Below are 22,377 nucleotides of genomic sequence, written 5' to 3'. Positions count from 1 at the left end.
AGAGTATAATAACTTTAGTTGGCTTGTATAAAATAGTTTATATATAGTATATTCGTTAGTTTGATTATGGTTATATGTTAAAATAGACAATAAACCGTAGGTTTATTACTGTTATACTACCGTTAGGGGTAAAAGAAATTAAATTGAAAAAGCTCATCTGTTTAACTCTATTTCTGGTCTTTGGTTGTAGTAGAATCGACAATCAGAAAATAAGCTTTCTAGACTTTAAGTTAGGCATGCCTTATTATGAATACAACCATTTAATCAGTAAATATCTAAAGGAAGGTGTTCTTCAAGAGAAAATTATTAAAGAACCCTACGAGCATAAAAGGGTTCTTATTTATAAGTGCAATGTGATAAAAAGGGACGGTATACTCGAACCAATATTCTATACCGATAGACTTGACAGTTTTAGAATCTTTTTTGGGCAGGCATTGGGTTACGAGCAAAATGAAGAAATATCTACTAAAGAATATTCTGAAATTTTAGAAAAGTTAGAGCTTGAATACGGGCAACCCATAGAAAACCATAAAGACCCTGACACTGAGCACAGACAAGCAATTTGGGAAACTGAAAATTTTACGGTAAGTGCGGCTTTTGTTCCAGAAAGTGAGTTAAGTTCTGACCACATCAGCATTATATACAAGCCAATTGGAGATTTAGAACTAGAATTGGAAAAGTATAATGAAGAAAAGAAGTCACAAAGAGAACAACAAAACTACTAACCCCTAACCCTACCTATAAGTTACACTTCGGCTCCGCCTCGCACACCTTATTAGGCAAACCGTTATGACCCCTTTCCGGGTGTAGTGTTCACCTATATCCAGAATTTCTGACTAATAGGTTGCCTAACGATAAGCCCTACTTGCTTCCTTAGAAACCAGATAATTCGTGGTTTGTAGTGTCCAATATGACCTATACCTGACCTGATAGCTTCTGGTATGACAATAGAGGGAGTCTTAGTACATTGCACCAACCTCATATTAATTCTAGCTATAGCACATGAACCCTCAGGTAACAGACTACATCAACCAGGCCCCGGCAGAACAGAAACAGCTGATGGAGACGCTTCGGCAACTGATACACGACAGTGTGGCCGGTGTAACAGAAGAGTTTAAATGGAGCCGGCCGGTGTTTAGAGCAGGCAAAGACTTTACCTACCTCAAAACAGCCAAAGCCTACGTAACCTTGGGCTTCTTCGACTTCGAAAAGCTCAACGACGAGCAAAACCGACTGGAAGGTACGGGCAAAGGGATGCGGCATATCAAGCTCAAAAGCACGAACGACATCGACAGCGAATTGCTCCGGGAGTGGTTTAAAACAGCGGCAGGGTAATAGCAGGAAAGAAAAATTAAATTACAATGGCGCGGGTGTCCTCGCTTGCGCCATTAACTGGGAAACATAATCTGCTTAGCTCCCAATCCTCCCCTCCACAGGATATAGCAGGATGCGCCTTTTCAGATAGGTATCTATATTTGGATTAACAAGCATTTGTGCGGTTGCAGCATTGGTGTTGTAACTGCTATTCCTGAAAACACTTCCTCTGAAAAGAATGAATACCAAACTCCATCCTATTGCCTTTCTATTCTTCCTTTTGTCGTTGCCGCTGTTCAGCCAGGCGCAGCAGTCGGATGCCGGTAAGATCAACTCCAAACTTAACCAGCAGCAAAACACCTTCACCTTCTCTACCGACAAGGCCAAGGTGATGCTGGAGTTCTGCACTGCCGACATGATCCGGGTGCGGACCACCTGGAGCGGAGCGTTCGAGAACGAAGAATCGTATATGCTGACAGGTACCAACTGGGCACCGATTAAGGTGGAGGTAAAAAAGAAATCGAAATACTTTGAACTCAGCACCGATAAGCTGCTGGTGCGATTGAACAAGTCGCCTTACAGCATCGAGATATTTAACAGGGAAGGAGACCTGCTTTCTTCAGAAGTGGTGGCAGAAGCGGCTGGAGGTGCTTACAAAGCCGATAAGGTAGTGGGCACGCGCAAAAAACTGATGCCAGACGAGCACTTTTTCGGCTTTGGCGAGCGCATGGACTTTACTGACCAACTGGGTAAAGAAGTAAACCTGAACGTGGGCCGAGGCACCAAAAGGCCGCATATAATCGGCGCCTACAACATAATGGAGGCCAACTATGCGCCGGTGCCCTTTTTTATGAGCACGCGCGGCTACGGCATTTTCCTGCACAACCCCTACGCCACCCGCTGGGACATGGGCAACTCCCGCTCCGACTCCTATGCCTTTGAGGCGGCCAATGGCGAACTCGACTACTACTTTATCTATGGCCCCAACTTCCCGGCCATCCTGAACCATTACACCAACCTGACCGGCAAAGCCCCGCTGTTGCCGCGCTTTGCGCATGGCCTGCACGTGGGCACCTACAGCGGCGGCACCTGGGGGCATACCGAACATTCGTCTACCGACTACGTGGTGGAGCTGGCCCGCAAATACAGAGCCATGGGCATCCCCGTTGATATTCTGCACCTGGACTCTACCTGGCGCATGTTTGGCAAGAGCGGGGGCAACGGCGCTACCTCTTACGAGTGGCGCGAAACCATGAAAGATCCGAAAGGCATGTTCGACCAGCTCTACGCCATGAACCTGAACATGGTAGGCCTGCACATTCGCAGCCGCTTCGACAACGGTACCCAACTGAACCTGCTCGACCAGGCCCGCGAACAGGGGATGGTGTACCCCGATGAAAACAAGCCGGGCGAGTTCGTGAACTTCTTCGACGAGAAAGCCATCGATTGGTGGTGGGATAATGCTGTGATGCGCATCGCCTCGATAGGGGCCAAATTCCTGAAAACCGATGAGGGTAGTGCCTTTGGCAGAGTGCCCAACGACAACGTAAAAGTAGGACCGGTCGGCGAACGGGCACAGCGCCTGCACAACATTTTCCCGCTGATGTACGCCAAGGCTCCGTACGAGCGCTTCAGCAAGTACAACAACATGCGCGGCATGAACCACACCCGCGAAGGCTATGCCGGCATTCAGCGCTACCCCTTTATCTGGGCAGGTGACTGGCCGAGTGAGTGGCAGTACTTTGGGCCTGTTATGAAGGCAGGCATCAACATGGGCCTCTCCGGTGTGAGCTACTGGACGCACAACATGGGCGGTTTTGAGCACAAGGCCGATCCGGAGTTGTATATCCGGTGGGTGCAGTTTGGCATGTTCAGCCCGGTGGCGCACGTGTTCGGCATGGACCACCCCGGCTACAAAGAACCCTGGAACTACGGCGACGAAGCCCTGGCCAACTTTACCAAATACGATAAACTACGCTACCGTCTGATTCCCTACATCTACAGCAGCGCCTTTAAAACCTACCAGACCGGCGTGCCACTGATGCGGGCGCTGGTGATGGAAAATCAGCATGATGTGAACACGTATGCTGTGGATGACCAGTACATGTTCGGCGACAACATGCTCATTTGTCCAGTAACTACCAAAGAGGCCAAAACCCGCGTAGTGTACCTGCCCGAAGGCGAGTGGGTGGAGTACTGGACCGGCGAACGGTTTACAGGCAAGAAGCATTACAACGTTGTGGCTCCGCTCGATCAGCTGCCGATCTTCGTGAAAGCCGGCGCCATCATCCCGATGCAGGACGAGGTGCAGTACGACGACCGCAAAGCCTGGGGCGATATCACCTTCGATATCTTCCCGGGAGGAAAATCTTCCTTTGATCTCTATGAGGACGACGGCCTGAGCGAGGAATACAAGCAAGGCAATTTCAGCATCACCACCGTTAGCGCCGAAACCGTCGCAAACGGCACCACCATAAAAGTAGGAGCCGCTGCAGGCAAACACCAGGTGCCAACCCGAAACTACATTCTGAAAATTCACCAGGACAAAGCGCCAACCGGCATTCAGGCAGGTTCCAAAAACCTGGCTACTACCACAGCCGCCGGATTTGCCGAGGCAGGCACCGAAGGCTGGTACTACGACCAGGAGGCGAAGCTGCTGTGGGTAAAGTCGAAGAAAGTGGCCAACGAGGAGCTCGCGTTTAACATTTCATATTAGTAGTTATAGAGAAAATGAAAGCTGCTGGTGTGCAGCAGGAACAGAAGAAGCCTCCTGAGGGCCGATTTCGTTAGAATAATTTGTGGCTGGCGGTGTAACGTTTTCTAATGTCGAATCCAAAATGAGTTGCCAATGATGAAAAGCTTAAAAGTATTGCAGCAGCAGTCATAAAAATATTAAAGCAACATAATTGTAATCCTATGGATGTCTCAAAGTCAAAGCATGGAACAACCTGCATAGCGGTCGGTTTTTTAGTAGTAGTGGCAAGTTTGGTAACGATAAAATATACTACAGACAAAAAGCTTCTTCATTACGCCGGAGCATCGTTGGGCTTGTTGATATCTTATATAGGAGTATTTTATAATGCCAGGAAATCAAGTAAAAGGACATTGATAGTTAACCTTATGGTGGCTGGCGCAATAATGTTATGCGCTGTGATTTACAGACTCTTTTTGTTCGATAAACTGCTTTAACTAATCCGGTTAATTTTACTTCTCGCGCTCGTCTCCAGATGCGCGCGAGAAATACCTGTACGTAACAGCAGTTATTAATTGAAAACAGGGTTATTCTTTGTTGTATCCTGCAAGGGGCTGGTGAGCAAGAATCACATGGCAAAGAGCAATGAAAATCCTGTTTATCCTTTCATCCTGAAATTCTTGATTCAGACAGAATTCTACAGAAAAATAAAAATTCCACCATCCATATGAAAAACATACGATTCATGCCGAGCTCCCTGAAGGCCATGTGCGCCACGGCTTTGCTGGCAGTTGCGTGCGGCTTCTCGGTGCAGGCCCAGCAGGCACAATACAACACCGCCGAAGACGAAAAAGTGATCCGGAAAGTAGCCGACTTTATTCTGAGCGAGGCCAGCTTTCAGTTTGTGGGCGAAAAGGACAACAAAGTGTATGCTACCACGGCCGCCATTCCAAAAGATGTGGAAGTGAAGTTCAGCAGCAAGTACGGCGAGTGGCACTACACCAACGGGGTGATAAACATGGCCATGATGAACATGACCGACTTTACAGGCGACAAGAAATACGCCGACTTCGCAGCCAAACACGTGGCCTTCGGCTTCGACAACTACAAGTTTTTCCAGAAGCGCTTCAAAAACGACCGTCGGCACCACACCTACCCCTTCGGGCAACTCTGGACCATGGAGGAACTTGACGATTGCGGGGCCATGGGGGCCAGCATTATTGAGGTGTACGGCAACGTGAAGCGCAAAGAATACAAAGAGTACATCGACAACACCGCCCGCCACATAACCGAGCGGCAGGAGCGGCTGGCCGACAAGACGCTGGTGCGCAAGTTTCCGCAGCAGATGACGCTATGGGCCGATGACCTCTACATGAGCGTGCCGTTTCTGGCCCGTATGGGCCACATGACCGGCGACCGCAAGTACTTCGACGATGCCGTGAACCAGATCCTCAATTTCGACAAGTACCTCTGGCTCGAAGACAAGGGCCTCTACTACCACTGCTATTACTCCGACTCCAAGAAAAACGGTGTGGCGCACTGGGGCCGCAGCAACGGCTGGCTCGTGCTGGCGCAGGTGCACCTGCTGGAGTACCTCCCCAAGGACCATCCCAAGCGACAAGACATCATCAACAACCTCGAAAAGCAGCTGATCGGCCTCTCGCGCTACCAGGATCAGAACGGTCTCTGGCACCAACTCCTCGATAAGCACGACTCTTATGCCGAGACTTCTGCCTCAGCCATGTTTGTGCAGGGCGTGGCAGCAGCCATCAACAACGGCTGGCTCGACAAGCGCTATGCCACCATCGCCCTTACCGGCTGGGAAGGACTTAAGAAAGAGATGATCGGGGAAGACGGCCAGGTGAAAGACATCTGCGTAGGCACCGGCATCCGCAACGACCTGGTTTTCTACTACACCCGCCCGGCCCGGCCCAACGAGAAGCACGGTACAGGTTCTGTGATAGATGCAGGCATAGAAGTGATCAAGCTGAAAAAATCGCTGGCACTGGTAAATTAAACTAGCAGCAGCAATTATAGCAGCAGTAATGACTCCGGAGGGGGATTTTGATTAGAATAATTTATGGCCTCAGAACCGATTATTCTAACCAAAATCCCCTTCTGCCTGTTACGGCTCCTGCTGAAAGGCTTCATCCTACGCCCATCCACCTCTTCTCATCAATACTTTTTTTCTGTCATCTTGCAAAGATCTTGTGGGCTTGAACCTAAGGCAAGGGCTACTCCAGCATGAGGGCACCGGGGCAGGCAGCAGCTAAGAATGTTGGAGCCTTCTTTATAAAATATCACTTTACAACTGCTGCACCCACCGCTCCTCTGTAACAACGCCTATAAACAGTCTCTTTCTACCAACTGCGGCCCCACAACCAGTGCTGCCTGCAGGATCAACAGCCGAACCATTGGCGGCGGCAGGAATGTGGTCTGGAGGGGCATTTTGATTAGCATAATTCCAAAGCTCCGGCAAACCCTCTTCTCAATCTAACCTTACAATGCTAGCTGGAATGTAGTTGCTGTCTGTGGTATAGACCAGCCGCCGAAAATTCTGGCTAGCCATATGGAGCCTGCTGCATAAGACAAATGCTCCGGACGAAACCTGCAGCTGTCGTTAATCACGACACTTTGAAGAGTAAGCTATATTAACATAATATTATACTTAATATTCATATTTGCTCAAGATCAGGTATAAAGGGCTTATGAACAGGATACAACAGGATGCTAGACCTTACTTATGTTAGTAAGTTGAGTCAGCTTACAATAGAGCTATATAGGGATGCTCTTTCTTTACTTGTTCGCAGGCAGAGCAAATGTAAGCCGCACCAGCAATATCAACTCCCACGTGGATAGCCGATAAGAAGAAGCGCAGTACACCTGGCTCCTGATAAGTTTTACCAACCCTGGCACTGCCCAACAAGAGCAGAGGCAACAGGTTTAATGCATATTTTTCATTCGAAATTTTTTACAAGATGATGTCTAGCTTATTAAAAAATTCTTTAAGCCTCTTGCTGGTTCTGCTGGTGCTAACAGGTTGTGAGAAAAAAGAATTTAAAGAGTTCTATGAACGTCCCGCCGGCCTGGCCGACCCTATTTACCAGGAGTTGGAGGCGATGGGTAAGTTTAAGCACTTCCTGGCTTGTATCGATAAGGCAGGTTATAAGGATATCCTGGGAAAGGCGGGCTACTGGACCATTTTTGCGCCAAACGACGACGCCTTTGAGAAGTACTTCCAGGCCAATGGCATAGCCGGCGTGGAGGGCATGGATGCCAAAACTGCGGAACGCATTGTAAAGTACGCACTGGTATACAATGCCTTTAATGCCGAAAAACTGGCTGATTACCAGTCGAGTATAGGTTGGCAGCCCAGTATGGCCTTTAAGCGCAGAACGGCCTTTTACGAAGGCGTTCAGCCCCTGACCATCAACGGCCAGGAGCGGCTGGTGATTAACTCCAACCGCAACAACAGGTCTGGCGACGACTACTATAACGTAAACGACAACAACAACAAGTACGTGCCTTACTTCCTGAGCAGGTACTTCTCAGGCAAGGGGCTTACCGCAGCCGATTACAACTACTTCTACCCAAACACTGCTTTTACGGGCTTTAATGTGGCCGGGGCACAGGTCATTAACCGCGACATGGTGGCCGAGAATGGCGTGATCCACGAAATAGACCAGGTGCTCGCCCCGCTGCCCAACATAGACCAGTACATGGCCTCGCAGGAGCAATACAGCAAGTTCAAGGCGATCTTCGATAAATACATGGTGTCTTACTTGTCTAACGCTGCTGCTACCGACAAGAACAGCGAGATTACCGGTGTCTATAACAACGTGTATGTGAAGGTGTATGATGCCGGTTTAATGTACTCCCCAAACAACGAGAACTACCTGAAGTTTGAGGACAACGACGGCCAGCAGGGGGGGTACTCTTTCTTTGCGCCGACCAATGCCGCCCTCGACACGTACCTGAACACCGTGCTGCTGGAGCATTACAAAACGCTGGATGCCCTTCCGAAAGAGATCATCTACGATTTCCTGAATGCCCACATGTGGACCAACACGGTGTGGCCAAGCAAGTTTGCCAGCACCCAGAACAGCTTCGGGCAGGGAGCCTTGTTCAACCCGGCCTCCGATGTGGTAGATAAGCAGGTGCTGAGCAACGGCCTGTTTTACGGCACCAGCAAAGTGCAGGAGGCCAACGTGTTCAGCTCCGTATTTGGCAAGGCCTACCTCGACCCTAAGTTCTCGATGATGACACGGGCCCTGACCACCTCCCTGAAGCCCATCCTGATCAACACAGGCATTAAGTTCACCTTGTTCCTGGTGTCTGATGAGGTGCTGCAATTCGAAGGCTTCCGCTACAACCTCGACGCCAACCGCTGGGAATACACGCCGCCGGCCGGAGGAGCCACCCTGACCGGAACACCGGCCTGGGATAAACTCAACAGGATCATAAACACCCATGTGGCCTTAACTGATTTTTCGGATGTAGAGAATAGCAGGGGTATTATAGAGACCTACAATGGCGAATACATCAAGTACAGCCATAACACCGTCTACTCCACCGGAAACATGGAGCAGGATGTACATGCGGATGTATTAGATGTGAAAACCACTGCCAACGGCACTGTCTACTACCTCGACCGGCTTCTGAGGGAACCGACACAGGCAGTAGGCATACACCTCAAAAAGCTGGCCGAAGCCCCCGACTCCAGGTACAAGCGGTTCTACGAGTACCTGAGTAAGACAGGCATCTATACAGAAGCCACCGGTGCCATCCTCGGCATCACAGCCGGCTCGCCTTACACCCTGCTCGTGCCCGACAACGACGCCATTGAAGCCGCCATTGCAGCAGACTTCCTGCCAGCCTCTCCCACATCCACTGCCACAGAGGATGTAGCCAAGGTGATCAACTTTATCCGGTACCATATCATCGACAAAGGAACCGTGGTGCCTGACGGCAGAAAAGAAGGCGGTTACCTGACGCTCCTGCAAAAAGACAACGGTGACCCTACCACAGTACAGATTACCAACACCCCCGGTAACATGGTGGTGCGCGACATGATGGGAAGCTCTGCCGCTGTCGTTACTGAAAGCAGCAACCGCTTGTCAAACAACACGGTGATCCATTTACTCAATGGCTTTTTGAAATTCGATAGATAATAGATTATGAGAAGATTACTACAGAATCCTTTTTGTTTCGGATTGTTTTTTGTGATGCTGATGCTGCTGAACATGGCGGCCTTCGCACAGCAAAACACGGCTTCCCAGACGATAGTAAAAGGAAAAATTTCAGACAGGAAAGACAACCAGCCTATTATCGGGGCTGTCGTGACCGAGATCTCAGACGACAACCGGATTATTAACGGCGCCACTACCGACCTGGATGGAAACTTCCTGCTCAAAGTCTCCAACCCCAATAACAGGGTTTCTATCTCGTATATCGGCTATAAGAAGGTGGAGCAGAAGCTGAACGGCAGAGCGGTGCTGAACGTGAGGATGGAGTCGTCGAGCAACGAACTGACGGAGGTGGTCGTAACCGCCCGCAAAACATCCAGCAACGGCCTGCTGCAGGTAGAGGAACGCAACTCAACGGTGGGTGTGGCCAAGATAGACTCCAGGGAAATTGAAGAACTTTCTGCCAGCTCCATCGACCAGGCCATTCAGGGCAGGCTCCCCGGCGTAGATATTTCTGCCAACTCCGGCGACCCGGGCGCTGGTATGCAGATCAGGATCAGGGGAACCTCTACCATCAATGGCTCATCCGACCCGCTGATTGTGGTAGACGGCATGCCTTTCGAAACGGAGATCCCATCAGACTTTAACTTTGGTACCGCCGATGACCAGGGCTACGCCACACTTCTGAACATAGCCCCTGCCGACATCGCAGAAATTGCCGTGCTGAAAGATGCGGCTGCCACTGCCATTTGGGGTTCCAGAGCATCGAACGGTGTGCTGTTGATCACGACCAAACGTGGCCGCACAGGCAAGCCTGCTGTAACCTACACCTTCCGCGGTACCATGTCGCAGCAGCCAGACCCGATCCCGATGCTGTCTGGCGACCAGTTCTCGATGCTGATTCCGGAGGCCTTTATGAACCGCAACGGCACACCCCTTAATACAGAGACTGTAAAGGAATTCCAGTACGACCCCAGCGACCCTTACTACTATTACAACTATGGCCACAACACCAACTGGATCGACGAGGTAACCCGCATTGGTTACAAGCAGGACCATGTGGTTTCTTTGTCGGGTGGTGGCGAGAAAGCCCGGTACTATGCCTCAGTGGGGTATCTGGATGAAATGGGTACGATGTTGGGAACCGGCCTGAACAGGATATCTACCAGAATTAACCTGGACTACGATGTGTCGAGCAGGCTGCGCTTCAGAACAGATATTGCCTACACGCATACCGATACCGACCGAGACTATACCTCAAGCGTGAGTGGCCTCCCAAACCCAAGGAGCGTTGCCTACGACCGCATGCCAAACATGAGTATTTACGAATACGATCTGCGGGGAAATAACACAGGGCTTTACCTTTCTCCTATGGAGAACATTCAGGGGCAATACTCAAGAACCTATAACCCGCTGGCTATGCTGAACATGGGCGTTAATAAGGTGGTAAATGAGCGGGTGGTGCCCAAATTTAACCTGCAGTACGACATAAAGCCGGAGTTGCTTACCGCCTCCTTCGATGTGCAATTCGATATAGATAATACCAAGAACACTACCTTTTTGCCTCAGTCAGCCACCGGCAGGCCAATCAGCGAGACTGTAGTGAACCGTGCCTTCGATGGGGATGTGGACCGCTTCGGTATCCAGACAAAAACCAACCTGGTGTACTCGCCTAAATTAGGCGAGAATCATAGCTTTGCAGGTGTTGTGTCGTTGCAGACCTTCGATAATAAAGTGAACAGCATGCAGCAGCTTACTTCTAACTCTGCTTCTGTTTATCTGCAAGATCCTTCTGTAAATGCCCGCATTCAGAATTTAGGTTCCGGGTTTTCGCAGGGCCGTAGTGTTGCCGGAGTAATAAATGCTCAATATGGTTACCTCGACCGCTATATCATAAACGTGGGGCTACGTGGTGACGGTAACTCTAAGTTTGGTCCTGCCAACCGGTATGCAGCCTTTCCGTCCGTCTCTACCCGCTGGAGAGTTTCAGGAGAGAATTTCATGCAGCAGTTCACCTTCCTGAACGACCTGAGCTTGCGCGCCAGCTACGGGCAAAGCGGCCGTGCTCCGAAAAACGACTACAGTTTCTATAACATCTACGGGAACTACGACTATGATTACCTGGGATCTCCAGCCGTTTTCTCGCGGAACATAGAGCTCTCTTCGCTGAAGTGGGAAACTGTGACTGGGCACAATGCCGGTCTGAACCTGATCCTGTTCAACAACCGGTTTGATGTGGACCTGGACTTTTACCGCATGCGTACCACCGACCTGTTCTTTCCGGATCTTAAAATGCCCGGCATCTCCGGCTACAGCTCTATCAATATGAATGTGGGTACCATGGATAACCAGGGGTGGGAGTTCAATGTGCGTGGCACACCTATCAAAACCAAGGACTGGACGGTAGACCTGAGCCTGAACATCTCGCGCAACGTGAACATTATCCGCGAAATCTCCGAGTACTATCCGCGTGAAAAAGGAAATGCCTTGCAAAATGGCAGCTACAGAACCTTCCTGCAGGAGAACACGCCGTTTGGCTCTTTCTTTGGCTTCCGCTATCAGGGTGTTTACACCGATGCCGAATCCACAGTGGCCAGAGACAAAGACGGCAACCCGATTGTGGGCCTTGATGGGCAGGCAGTTTACATGCGCTTCGGCTACCCTACCCTCGACTATGTGTTCCAGCCCGGCGATGCCATGTACGAAGACATCAACAAAGACGGTAACATAGACCACATGGACGTAGTGTACCTGGGCAACGGCAACCCTAAGTTTATCGGAGGCTTTGGCCCTACCATCTCTTACAAGAACAGGCTGAAACTGACGGCTTTCTTCAACTTCAGGACTGGTTACCAACTGGTGAATGGCACCAAAATGAACACCACCAACATGTACGGCTTCGATAACCAAAGCACCGCCGTGCTCAGAAGATGGAGAAATCCAGGCGACCAGACCGACATTCCAAGAGCACTTTACGGTGCCGGCTACAACTGGCTTGGCTCTGACCGCTACGTTGAGGATGCCTCTTTTGTAAGGTTGCGGGCTATTACCTTACGCTATGCACTGGGCAAAGATTTGCTGAGCAAAGCACACCTGAAAAATGCGAGTGTGTATGTAACAGCAGAGAACCTTCTCACCTTCACCAAATACACCGGTCAGGACCCGGAGGTATCGGCCAGAGGAACTGATCCTTTCAGGGTAGCAATAGACAACTCCATGACACCGCCCACAAGAAATATTGTTTTTGGTCTTTCGGTAGGCTTCTAAGATTAAATTTTTACTAAGATGACAAGAAGAACAACCTATACTTTTATACTGTCGGTCATTATCCTTTTTGCAACTTCTTCCTGCGATAAGTACCTGGATCTGAAGCCCCGCGATGGTGTAGTGCGGCAGGAGTTCTGGCAAACCAAGGAACAGGTGGCAGCAGCAATAAACGGATGCTATGCCTCCATGCTTAACCCGGCCCTGGCCGAGAAGCTGTTTTTGTGGGGAGAGCTTCGGGCCGACATGCTTCAGCTTGCTGCGGTTCCGGCAACCTATTTCAACATTGTAAATGTCAACATCGAGTCTACCAATAATGTCACAGACTGGTCGGCTATCTACACCACCATCAATGACTGCAACACCGTGATCGAGTTTGCGCCCGGTGTGCTGGAAGTAGACAAGACCTTTACCCAGGAAGCGCTGAACGCCTATATAGGCGAGGCGCTGGCCCTCAGGTCGCTGATGTACTTTTACCTGGCACGCAGCTTCGGCGACGTACCCCTGAAACTGGAGGCGACCTCTACCGACAAAGATGAGGTGCGACTACCGAAAAGCTCGCAGCGTGAGGTGTTCGAGCAGATCGTAAAAGACCTGAAAACTGCCGAACAGTACCTGCCAGCCAATTACAGCACCAACGACCAGACCAAAGGCAGAATTACAAAATTTGCCGTTAATGCCATGCTGGCCGATGTGTATCTGTGGCTCGAAGACTATAACAGCAGCCTGGCAGAGTGCGATAAGGTAATAAACGCAGGACGCTATGGTCTGGTAACCGGAGACAACACCTGGTTTACAACCATATTTTATGAGGGTGGCTCCAACGAAAGCATATTTGAGTTGTACTTCCACCTGAACCGACAGAACCCATTCTATAACCTGTTTGCTGCCAGCAACCGCAGGTTCAGAGCTGCGCTGAAGGTAGGAGAAGAGATTTATACCGCCGACGAGATTGACCCAACCAACAAAGACATCAGGGGCAACGGCGCTGCCCTACAGTTCAACGATAACAGCATCTGGAAATACCAGGGCATCAACTCCAGTTCGGCCAGAGCATCTTCCGCCTCCGATGCCAATTGGATTTTCTACCGCTACGCCGACATCCTGCTCATGAAAGCCGAGGCACTGAACCAACTGGGTCAGGGGCAGGCAGCACTGGATATTGTGCAGGTAATCAGGGAGCGTGCCAACGCACTGCCAGAAACAGAAGAGCTATTGGAGCCGGACGATAAACTGGGTATTGCCAATTATATACTCGCTGAGAGAGCCAGAGAATTTGCCTTTGAAGGAAAAAGGTGGTACGACCTGCTGCGCAACGCCCGGCGCAATAACTACGAGAACCTGGGACTACTACTGGATATTGTTCCTACCACCGCCTCGCTCGAAACGCAGCAGTCGGCTATTGTAAAGTACCGCGACTATAACAGCCACTACTTTCCGGTTTATTTTTACGAGCTGGAAACGAACAAGAGCCTGGTGCAAAACCCATTTTATAACTAACCAGATAACCGCAAATAGTAATTCTTAGGATATGGGAAATAAAACTTTTACCAGAAATTGGTTAGCTGCACTCGTTGGAGTGGTGGTGCTGATCGTTACCTCCACTTCCTGCCAGAAAGAGGAATTCGATATTTACACAACTTCAGATGTAAACATAACAGAGTATCTGGCCAAGCACCCGGAGTCGTTTTCGCAGTATTCTAAAATCCTGGCGATAACAAAAGCAGAAGGGTCTTTAGCTGCTTACGGCACCTACACCAGCTTTGTGCCGACCAACGATGCCATCGATGCATATCTGAGGGCAGAAGGCAAGTCGTCGGTTAACGATTTTAGCGTGGCTGAACTGGAGGACCTTGTGCGCTTTCACCTGATCCGCGACACCATTCCTTCTGTAGAGTTTAGCGATGGAAAGCTGCGCACACCTACCATGTTTGGCCAGTATATTATTACCGGGGCGCAGAATACCGCGGGCAGCACGCGCCACTATATTAACCGCCAGGCCTTGCTCCTGCAGGGCGACATCCGGCTGGGGAATGGCATTGTGCACGTGATCGACAACGTGCTGCGGCCATCCAGGCAAACATTGGCCGAAATGGTAAGTGCCAACCCTGATTTTTCTATCTTTAGTCAGGCGCTGAAAGAAACCGGCTACTACGATTACCTGAACGTTCTGCCAAAAGACCAGGAAGACTCCAGTAAGTTCTTTCATACGGTGCTGGTGGAGTCTAACCAGGTGCTGAGCGCTGCCGGCATCAATTCTTATGATGCCCTGAAATCAAGGTATTCCAACACCGGCAATCCTGCCTCACCAGAAGACAGTCTGCACTTGTACATAGGCTACCATATACTGCCTGGCCTGAAATACCTGCCCGATGTGGTAAAGGCTGCTTCTCATACGACCCTGTCGCCACAGGATGTGATTACCACCAAGCTCAACGGCACTACCATTCTGGTAAACGAGGACACCTTTAACGGGGTGCGGGAGCCAGGTGCTGAGATCAAAAGAGAAGGAAGCGATGTAACGGCCGCCAACGGGGTGCTGCACGTGATGAAGGACCCGTATAAAATCAAGATCAGGTTCCCGATCCCGATTTACTGGGAAGTGACAGACCAGCCGGAAATTACCAAGCTGGCCAACTACAGAAAAGGCAACAGCCCGAAATACAAGCCTGGCGACCTGCAGGATGTGAACTGGGAGATGGGCGATGTGCAGTATATTGTGGCACCACAGGCCCGCCAGTTTTATGTGTACCATAACGACTACCTTTTCTTTCCGGCCTTAAGAACAAATGTAAATGGCAACGGCTGGATTGAGTTTAAAACGCCGCTGCTGGTAAAAGGAAAGTACAAAGTGTGGATCTCCTTTATCCGTCGGAAAGGTGGTGGCGGTGTGCAGATTTCGTTTAACGGCAAGCCGCTGCCACGGATACTTAAATTTAACGAGCAATTAGCCGGCATGAGGCTGGTAGGTGATACCTATACCTATCCGGAAGGGGTAACCCCGGAATCGCTTGAGGCACTGGGCATCAAATCGCCTTTCGGCGGAAGACCGGAGCCTGAATACCGTGTTCCTTTCTATAACAATCCTGAACTCTTTATTGAATACCACGGTGGCCAAAACTACGCCTTGTTGGCAGGAACCATAGATGTGGAGCAAACCGACCGGCATACGCTACGCATGGATGCGGTATGGGAAGGCAGCGGTGACGTGCAGTTCGACATGATCCACTTTATCCCGGAAAACGAAGACCAGCTGTGGCCTAAATTCAACCCCGACGGAACAATTGTTCCTAAGCCTTAATCATTAAAACAATAGTTGCCGCCTATGCTTACGCCAGAGGAAGCTAAGGCGGCAGCTGCAAAACCGGAACAAAATGAATAGTAGATTTAAACTTTTGCTTGTTTTATTTGGTGCTGTTACGCTTCATTTATCGGGTTGTAAAGACAGGCTGGAAGACTATACCCAGATCACGGATCCTGCCATGGGGGTGACTCTGCTCGAAAAAATAGATAGCAACCCGGATTTGAGTACTTTCAGTACCTACCTGCAGCGCACAGGCTACGACCAGGTTATTGCTTCGTCTAAAAAATACACGGTGTGGGCTCCAACTAACCAGGCACTCCAGGGACTGGATGCAGCCATCGTAAACGATAGCGCGAGCCTGAGCGCTTTTGTGGGGAACCATATTGTGCACCAGGCTTACTATACCAACATGCCTGCTCCGGAGCTGCGCCTGCAAGCACTCAACGGCAAGTTTGTGAAATTCTATAGCACCCGGCTCGAAGATGCGGAAATCCAGGCTGCTAACCAGTTTGTGGGCAATGGTGTGCTGCATGTTGTGAACAAGGCCGTACTGCCAAGGCAGAATGTGTGGGAGTTTCTGCAGTCGACCTCCTACAAACAGAAAGAGTACATCCAGGGGCTGAATTATACAGTTTTAGATCCGTCGAAGGCGGAGCAGACCGGTGTAGATCCGCTAACCGGCAAGCCGATCTACAAACCCGGTACCGGATTGGTGCCCAGAAACTACCTTTTCGATAAAACCGGTGACCTCCGAAACGAGGAGCAGGAATACACCTTTATTCTGCTTGCTGATGCGGCTCTGGATGCAGAACGGGAGAAATTCAGACCTTTTACCAAAGGCGCCACACCGGAAGAAGAGGAAAGATTTGCCTCTGTATATGTACTGAAAGACCTGGCCATAAAAGGACTACACACTCCTGATAACCTGCCGGAGTTTTTGCTCTCTGAAGATGGCGTGAAAATACCCATGGACAAAGGCGCTATCATCAGCCATCACTATACCAGCAACGGCATTGTATATGTGATGAGCGCTGCTGATGTTAAGATCGAGGATAAAATACTGCCCGTGCGTGTAGAAGGTGAAACGCCTGCCGGCTTCAGCCGCACCGATAAGACGAATAACATCGCCTACAGAATCAGAAGAAACCCCGAAACGCAGGAGCTGTTTAACGACCTGTATGTGTTCAACCACAAAGTAAACCGCTTCCATGTGCGCTACCATTTGCCTGATGTGTACAGCACGACCTACAAAGTGTATTGGGTAGCTCCGAACGATGTACAGACGCTGCCATTTAAACAACGCTTCGCCGTGAATGACCCTGCCTCAGAGGCCTTTCCGGAGACAGACGTGCCGCTCAAAAACTTTGAGGAAGTGTATGTAGGCGAGTTTACGGTAGACAACCTGGGTGACTTAAATATTTACATAGTGGGAGCAGATAATGGCGTGGATCAGATAAACTCTATCAATGTAGACTACTTCAGACTTGTGCCGCAGCTTCCTTAACGATTCGATTTTATTTTTTACATCCTGAACAATATGCAGATATTTACCAGAACAATAAAGACCATGATGCTCCTCACGTTGGTAAGCTTCTCGGTGCCGGCACTGGCCCAGGAAGACCCGGCTAACAGAGACGCGGGTGCAGATGCCGTTACGGTTCAAACAAATAAAAATTATACCGGACTTAAAGTAACCGGAACTATTACCGATGCCGTTTCAGGTGAGCCATTACCAGGAGTTAAGGTGAGTATTCCTGAATATTCTGCTGCTATTACCGATGAGAAAGGAACGTTTTCTATAGATGTGCCTTCTTATAAAGTAACGCTGCTGCTCTCGAGCCAGGACTACCAGAACAAGGAAATAGCGCTGAAAGGAAAGCAGGAAGTGTCGCTGGCACTGCACCAGAAAGGATTTGCAACGGCCTATGAGTCTGTTATGATGCCCGGTGGTGCCATTTCTAAAAGCCAGGTGCCGTATGCCGTTAGTGCAGTAAATCCGAACAACAGCTGGAATCGTGCCATGGAGCTGCCTGACAATTACCTGCAGGGCCAGCTGATGGGTATGGACGTGGTGCGCAGGTCCGGAACGCCGGGGCAGGGAGCAGAAATGTTCCTGCGTGGCTTCTCGTCTTTAAATGGCAGCAACCGGCCTTTGGTAGTGGTAGACGGTATGATCTATGACTACGAATCTTATGGTAGCTCGCTTATTTCCGAGCATCTTGTTAATCCTTTATCCAATATCGATATCAAGGATATAGACAATATTACGGTTATTAAAGATGGCGCTTCGCTCTACGGCACAAAAGGAGCGAATGGTGTTATTCTGATTACCACCGCCCATGCCAAGGAACTTGCGACTAAAATTGATTTTGCGGCTTACGGTGGCGTGAATGTGGCGCCAAAGAACCTGCCGGTGATGAACAGCAGCAGCTACAGGCTGTATCTGTCGGATGTGTTGCGGACAGGTGGGATGACGGACGCGCAACTGCAGGCACAGCCTTACATGAACGACGACCCGAACAACCCAGAGTATGCCCGCTACCACTCCGATACCAACTGGCAGGACAAAGTGCTCGGCAACAGCATTAACCAGAACTACTACCTGAAAGTAACCGGCGGCGACAACATTGCCCGCTATGCTCTATCGGTAGGCTACCTGGAAAACAACAGCGTGATAAAAGAAAGCAACCTGAAACGCTACAGCACCCGGTTCAATGCTGATATGAACCTGAGCCCCAGGCTCACAGCCAATACCAGCCTTTCTTTTACCTCCAACGAGCAGAACCTGAGCAACCAGGGCCTGCATTTCAGCACCAACCCGATTATGGCCGCCCTGGTTAAGGCTCCTTTTCTGCGGATCCGGCAGGTAACCGACCAGGGGATCGAATCGCCTAACCTGGCCGATACGGATATTTTCGGGCGCAGCAACCCGGTGTCGTTAATCGAGAATGTGCAGGCGCAGGATCAGAACTACCGCTTTTTCGGTTCAGCCAAACTCAACTATGCTTTCTCCAAATACAGCACCCTGAGCTCCCTTATAGGCTTGTCCTTCGATAAGGTAAGAGAGAACATTTTTATTCCCCGCCTTGGGGTTACGCCCGAAGAACTGGATAATGCTATAGCCTACAGCCGGCTCGGTAACAGGGTGCAACGCTACAATTCTATTTACAACGACACCTACTACTCCTATAACAGATCCTGGGCAGGAGAGCATAGCCTGGTGGCCACGGCAGGTTTCAGGTTCAACAACTTAACCAGCGAGGAAGACAGGGCCTATGGTTTCAACTCGCCTACCGACGATTTTACGACCGTAGGCATGGGGGCCAACACCTTGCGCCGCATGGCCGGCGACATAGGCGAGGCCCGCTGGCTGAACATGTACTCTTCTGTTAATTACAGCTTCCTGAGCAAATACCTGCTGAGCCTGAACTTGTCTGTTGACGGTTCTTCCAGGTTCGGACGTGAGATTCCGGATGCGTTAACTATCAACGGCAACAAATACGCGGTGATGCCATCTGTGGCTGCCGGCTGGTTGATATCTTCCGAAAACTTTATGGGCGGTGTGGATTTTGTAGACCTCCTGAAACTGCGTGCCAGCTACGGCCTGACCGGTAACGACGACATCGGCAACTATACCGGGCGGCAGTACTACGTGTCGCAGAACCTGCTGGGTGCGCAGGGTACTGTTCGTGGTAACCTGGCCAACCCGCAAATACGCTGGGAAACCAACACCAAAACAAACCTTGGCCTGGATGTAGCTCTGTTTAAGGAGCGCCTTTCCATGACTGTGGATGTGTATGACAACAAGACCACCGACATGCTGGTGTACGAGCCTGTTTTTGCTGCCACCGGTTTCGATTACATCCTGACCAACAACGGAAGCATGAAAAACCAGGGCATAGACCTGGGGCTGTATACCAGGGTGCTGAACAGAGCCGTGAAGCTGGACCTGGGCCTGAACCTGTCTACCTACCGAAACGAGATCACCAGTATTCCGGGCAACAGCAAACTCACCGAATTTGCGGGAGCTACCATCCTGACGGAAGTAGGCAAGCCGGCCAACCAGTTTTATGGCTACAAAACCAACGGCATATTTACTACCGAGCAGCAGGCAGCCGAGGCAAACCTGAAAACGCAGCTGCCCGATGGCACACTTGTTCCTTTTAAAGGAGGAGACGTGCGGTTCGCGGACCTGGATGGAAACGGCATCATAGATGAGCGCGACAGAACCGTGATCGGCAATTCGAACCCTGATTTCTTCGGGAGCCTGAGCAGCTCGGTGTCCTGGAAGCGGTTCTCGGTGAGCGCCATCTTCTCTTTCAGAAGTGGAAACGATATCTACAACGGTGTAAGAGCCAACCTGGAGTCGATGAGCTCTACGAATAACCAGCTTGCCTCTACAGAGAACAGATGGCAGTTCGACGGGCAGAACACCACCATGCCGCGAGCAGCTTACGGCGACCCGATGGGTAATGCCCGCTTCTCCGACCGCTGGATAGAAGATGGCTCATTTATCCGCTTAAGAACGCTCGCCATTACCTACGATCTGCCGCTGAAGCAGGGATTTGTGAAGAGTAGCTCTGTGTATGCCACCGCCAACAACCTGTTTACAAGCACCAATTATATCGGTTACGACCCCGAGTTTAGCGCCTCCAGAAGCCCCATCGGTCAGGGAATTGATGTAGGGCTGGAGCCTTTGTACAAGTCAATCCAGTTCGGAGTTCGTATTGGTTTATAATTTTTATTCCTGATAAAAATGAAGAAATTAAAGCTTAAATCATCTGTACAGATCATCGCGCTGGCGCTTGGTATGGCAGGTGCAGTATCTTCCTGCAAGGAGACCTTTGATGTTGATCCAAAAAATGCCATCGAACATAAAAATAATTACCAGGATATTTACGATGCTGATGCCGCTGTAACAGGTATTTACGGCCAGTTGCTCTCCGTTGCCAGCCAGTATGAGGTGCTCAACGAACTCAGGGCCGACCTGATGAGCGTTACGTACAATGCCGATGTGCACCTGCGGCAGATTGGGGCCCATAATGTGTCGGCCGATAACCCGTATGCCAATCCGAAGCCGTTTTACAGCGTTATCCTGAACTGCAACGACGTGCTGAAGAACCTGCAGGGAATGGTCGACAGGAATGCCATTTCCAGGGCGGAGTTTGATCAGCGCTATTCAGACGTAATGGCGCTCAGAAGCTGGCTGTACTTTCAGCTGGGGCTGCATTTTGGTGAGATCCCGTACGTAACAGAACCAATTGTGAGCATAGACGACCTGAAGGATGCCGCGAAATTCCCGCGCATGAAGCTGCAGGACCTGGTGCCGCAGCTGATCCGCGAAATGGAGGCCATCCCGTATAAGAATCCTTATCCCGAAGCCAGCAGCCTCAACACGCAGATAGATGGTTACCCTACCAAGATGATGTTCGTGAACAAGAACTGCCTGTTGGGCGACCTCTACCTCTTCAACAACGACTATAACCTGGCTGCCAGGGCCTATAAAAATGTGCTGGAGACCACCACGCCACAAGGTGAAGGAGCAGGATACGTATATTTCAATACCTACATGGGCTCCAGTGGCACCGACAACGATGCCGTTACTGCCTCAGCCTGGCAAACCTTCCTGACACGCTCGCCGCAGGACAGGGAGTTTCAGGCAGAGTGGATCTGGACAATGTTTTTCGACAAGGACTTTCAGCCGCAGAACCCTTTCGTGGACCTGTTCTCCAAAACGGGTGGCCGCTACCTGGTAAAGCCCTCGAACCTGGCCATAGAGAAGTGGCAGGCCCAGGACCAGAAGAACGATACGCCTTTCGATTTCAGAGGGGAGAACAACACCTACAAAATGATAGGAGGGGAGCCCGTTATCATGAAGTTTCTCTACAACTACCTGAATCCTACTACCGGGCTGGCCGCGAATGCGCTTGAGAAAAATGGCAAGTGGTTTTTGTACAGAGCTTCGCTCATGCACTTAAGATACTCTGAGGCAGCCAACCGCGAGGGGCACGATAAAATTGCCTATGCCTTTATGAACGACGGTATCAGGAGCACCTATAACAATAGCAACCCAGGCGTTGAGAAACAGGCCACATTTTTGCCTTTCCCATATGACCTGGATGCCCGTAAAATTGACGCGCCACGGCACAGAGGCAAACACCACCGCAACCTGGGCTTGCGCAACAGGGTGAGCGTAAAGCCCACCACCATAGATTCTGTTGATTTCTTCGATATGGAAGCTCCCGGAAAGCCGCTTAAGGACGAGGTTGCCTTCAGGAATTATATGGAAGACAAAGTGATAGAGGAGGCAGCACTGGAGCTGGCCTACGAAGGAAACCGCTGGCAGGACCTGGTGCGGATAGCCCTCAGAAGAAATGACCCGGCATACCTGGCCGACAGGGTGTACCAAAAGCTCCTGAAAGAAGGCAACCCCGAGGCGGCCAACGCGCGCGCCAAACTCATGAACAAAGACAATTGGTTCCTGCCTTTCCGTTGGGACAATTTTTAAGAAAGCATTTTGGGTTTTAGTGGTTAATAAGTTAGAGAAGCTGCTCCGCAAGGGCAGCTTTTCTGCGTTTATCATGGCAGCACGCTCCTTGCAGCTTCAGCAGCAAAAA

General features: G+C 50.3%; 11 protein-coding genes. All 11 read left to right on the top strand.

Features of this window, described 5'->3' with window-relative positions; translation table 11 throughout:
* Positions 1-143 precede the first annotated feature (143 nt).
* The 11 genes from FJM74_RS13290 (at position 144) to FJM74_RS13240 (ending at position 22,268) form a co-directional block, all read left to right on the top strand.
* Positions 144-725: a hypothetical protein gene (locus tag FJM74_RS13290; protein WP_187263099.1), complete on the top strand. Its 582-nt coding sequence runs from the start codon at positions 144-146 to the stop codon at positions 723-725.
* A 277-nt stretch (positions 726-1,002) separates the two neighbouring features.
* Positions 1,003-1,335 carry a DUF1801 domain-containing protein gene (locus FJM74_RS13285; RefSeq protein ID WP_187263098.1) on the top strand — a complete coding sequence of 111 codons (333 nt, stop codon included), beginning with the start codon at positions 1,003-1,005 and terminating at the stop codon, positions 1,333-1,335.
* Positions 1,336-1,552: 217 nt separating this feature from the next.
* Positions 1,553-4,030, top strand: coding sequence for a glycoside hydrolase family 31 protein (locus FJM74_RS13280; RefSeq protein ID WP_187263097.1), 2,478 nt, complete (start codon positions 1,553-1,555; stop codon positions 4,028-4,030).
* Positions 4,031-4,733: 703 nt separating this feature from the next.
* Positions 4,734-6,023, top strand: a complete 1,290-nt coding sequence (locus tag FJM74_RS13275) for a glycoside hydrolase family 88/105 protein (RefSeq protein ID WP_241739138.1) — start codon at positions 4,734-4,736, stop codon at positions 6,021-6,023.
* A gap of 961 nt (positions 6,024-6,984) precedes the next feature.
* Positions 6,985-9,177 carry a fasciclin domain-containing protein gene (locus FJM74_RS13270; RefSeq protein WP_187263096.1) on the top strand — a complete coding sequence of 731 codons (2,193 nt, stop codon included), beginning with the start codon at positions 6,985-6,987 and terminating at the stop codon, positions 9,175-9,177.
* A gap of 6 nt (positions 9,178-9,183) precedes the next feature.
* Positions 9,184-12,459, top strand: a complete 3,276-nt coding sequence (locus tag FJM74_RS13265; protein WP_187263095.1) for a SusC/RagA family TonB-linked outer membrane protein — start codon at positions 9,184-9,186, stop codon at positions 12,457-12,459.
* A gap of 18 nt (positions 12,460-12,477) precedes the next feature.
* A complete protein-coding gene (locus FJM74_RS13260; RefSeq protein ID WP_187263094.1) occupies positions 12,478-13,956 on the top strand; it encodes a RagB/SusD family nutrient uptake outer membrane protein in 1,479 nt (492 codons plus the stop codon).
* Between the two features lie 31 nt (positions 13,957-13,987).
* Entirely contained in the window at positions 13,988-15,757 is a 1,770-nt protein-coding gene (locus FJM74_RS13255) for a fasciclin domain-containing protein (protein WP_187263093.1), read from the top strand.
* Between the two features lie 73 nt (positions 15,758-15,830).
* Positions 15,831-17,264 (top strand): fasciclin domain-containing protein, encoded by a 1,434-nt coding sequence (locus FJM74_RS13250; RefSeq protein WP_187263092.1) that lies wholly within the window; start codon positions 15,831-15,833, stop codon positions 17,262-17,264.
* Positions 17,265-17,297: 33 nt separating this feature from the next.
* A complete protein-coding gene (locus tag FJM74_RS13245; RefSeq protein WP_187263091.1) occupies positions 17,298-20,498 on the top strand; it encodes a SusC/RagA family TonB-linked outer membrane protein in 3,201 nt (1,066 codons plus the stop codon).
* Between the two features lie 18 nt (positions 20,499-20,516).
* Positions 20,517-22,268, top strand: coding sequence for a RagB/SusD family nutrient uptake outer membrane protein (locus FJM74_RS13240; protein WP_187263090.1), 1,752 nt, complete (start codon positions 20,517-20,519; stop codon positions 22,266-22,268).
* The last annotated feature ends 109 nt before the right edge of the window (positions 22,269-22,377 follow it).

Source organism: Pontibacter beigongshangensis (assembly GCF_014332515.1).
Lineage (GTDB): Bacteria > Bacteroidota > Bacteroidia > Cytophagales > Hymenobacteraceae > Pontibacter > Pontibacter beigongshangensis.
Note: the sequence above shows the minus strand (reverse complement) of the source record. Positions and strands in the feature narration are given on the sequence as shown.

Bases quoted from the DNA above. Each gene is read 5' to 3' on its own strand.
- FJM74_RS13285 (WP_187263098.1), top strand. From the start codon at position 1,003: ATGAACCCTCAGGTAACAGACTACATCAACCAGGCCCCGGCAGAACAG.
- FJM74_RS13280 (WP_187263097.1), top strand. From the start codon at position 1,553: ATGAATACCAAACTCCATCCTATTGCCTTTCTATTCTTCCTTTTGTCG.
- FJM74_RS13275 (WP_241739138.1), top strand. From the start codon at position 4,734: ATGAAAAACATACGATTCATGCCGAGCTCCCTGAAGGCCATGTGCGCC.
- FJM74_RS13270 (WP_187263096.1), top strand. From the start codon at position 6,985: ATGATGTCTAGCTTATTAAAAAATTCTTTAAGCCTCTTGCTGGTTCTG.
- FJM74_RS13265 (WP_187263095.1), top strand. From the start codon at position 9,184: ATGAGAAGATTACTACAGAATCCTTTTTGTTTCGGATTGTTTTTTGTG.
- FJM74_RS13260 (WP_187263094.1), top strand. From the start codon at position 12,478: ATGACAAGAAGAACAACCTATACTTTTATACTGTCGGTCATTATCCTT.
- FJM74_RS13255 (WP_187263093.1), top strand. From the start codon at position 13,988: ATGGGAAATAAAACTTTTACCAGAAATTGGTTAGCTGCACTCGTTGGA.
- FJM74_RS13250 (WP_187263092.1), top strand. From the start codon at position 15,831: ATGAATAGTAGATTTAAACTTTTGCTTGTTTTATTTGGTGCTGTTACG.
- FJM74_RS13245 (WP_187263091.1), top strand. From the start codon at position 17,298: ATGCAGATATTTACCAGAACAATAAAGACCATGATGCTCCTCACGTTG.
- FJM74_RS13240 (WP_187263090.1), top strand. From the start codon at position 20,517: ATGAAGAAATTAAAGCTTAAATCATCTGTACAGATCATCGCGCTGGCG.